We start from the raw sequence: 1,070 nt of genomic DNA, 5'->3' as shown, positions 1-1,070 counted from the left end.
GGATGCGCAGGATCGCGCGGTAGCCGTTCCGCAGGTAAGCGGTCTCGGCGAGATCCACCGGGGGTTTGGGGACGCGGCACGCATCCTCTTCATCCCGTGCGATCTCCATCGAGGTGAAGGGCCGATCCTGACCTGATGCCGCGTCAGGCAAGACAAGGAGGCCGAGCGGCAGGGCAAGCGAAAGGCTCAGAAGTCCGGCTTCCTTCAGGGTGAAGCGGCTCGGGGTAAGCTTGGAGGTCCTCATGGATCCACCGCCATTGAGCGGAATTTGCGCTCGTCCGCGAGGGTGGCGGCATCGACGACGCCAAGTTGGCCGGCACTGACGCCTTGGGCCGCTTCCAGGCGCCAGATCTGGGTTAGGATGATGCCGAGCTCGGCAGTAACGCGGGTGTTGAGATCGACGGCGGCCTTCAGCCCGTCCTGATCGTCGATGAGCCCGACCATGGTCTCGAGCCGCTCGAGGCTTTGCCCCGCTTCTTCATGGCTTTCTTGCGCCGCGACGGAGAGCATGGCGCTGGCCCCGGCCGAGGCGGCGATGCGGTTGTCGGCAGGCTGATCGGAGCCCGAAAGCGTGCTCAGGCGTTCCGAGGTGAAGCCGCTGCCAGACAGCACACGCTCGACCGAAGCCGAGAGTTCTGCGCCTGGATTGAATCCGCTCAGGAAATCGCCGCTGGCCAGTGACTGCGCGGTATTGAGGGGGGCCACCAGCTTGCCACGCAGCGCGCGGAATTCTTCGACAGTGGCGAAGAGTTCTCCGAGCCCGCTGCCCTCAATCAGTGAAGTCAATTGCGCCTCGAGGTTCGTCAGTTGCGACAACTGGGTTTCTAGTTCCAGCCGCATGGTGGCGAGCTGCTGCATCTGGACGTTCAGGTCCTCGGCCATGTGCTCGAGCTGTGCCACGAGCTGACCAAGCTGTGATCCATCAAAGGTCGGCACGCCCTGCGCCGCTGCGGGCGAGGCAAACCCGAGTGTGGTGACTGCGGCCACGGTCAGGAGAAAATGTCTCATTCGGGAACTCCCATCTGCATGAAGTCGCGCTCGGCCAGCCGGTCGGCGACGAGGTGCTGCGC

At 64.3% G+C, this 1,070-nt stretch carries 1 protein-coding gene and 1 pseudogene; both read right to left on the bottom strand.

The window, feature by feature from the left end; all coding sequences use genetic code 11:
- Positions 1 to 244 (bottom strand): annotated as a pseudogene (locus C8029_RS04865) (hypothetical protein); the annotation flags it as partial.
- On the bottom strand, positions 241 to 1,008 hold the full coding sequence (locus C8029_RS04860; RefSeq protein WP_152002387.1) for a type IV secretion system protein: 768 nt from the start codon (positions 1,006 to 1,008) through the stop codon (positions 241 to 243). The pseudogene C8029_RS04865 and the gene C8029_RS04860, both read right to left, overlap by 4 nt.
- Positions 1,009 to 1,070 lie beyond the last annotated feature (62 nt).

The sequence above is a fragment of the Roseobacter sp. TSBP12 genome (genome assembly GCF_009129705.1).
In the GTDB taxonomy this organism is placed as follows: domain Bacteria; phylum Pseudomonadota; class Alphaproteobacteria; order Rhodobacterales; family Rhodobacteraceae; genus Celeribacter; species Celeribacter baekdonensis_A.
Note: the sequence above shows the minus strand (reverse complement) of the source record. Positions and strands in the feature narration are given on the sequence as shown.

What these genes read in the sequence shown, in the direction of transcription:
- C8029_RS04860 (WP_152002387.1), bottom strand. Translation starts at nt 1,008, where the DNA reads ATGAGACATTTTCTCCTGACCGTGGCCGCAGTCACCACACTCGGGTTT.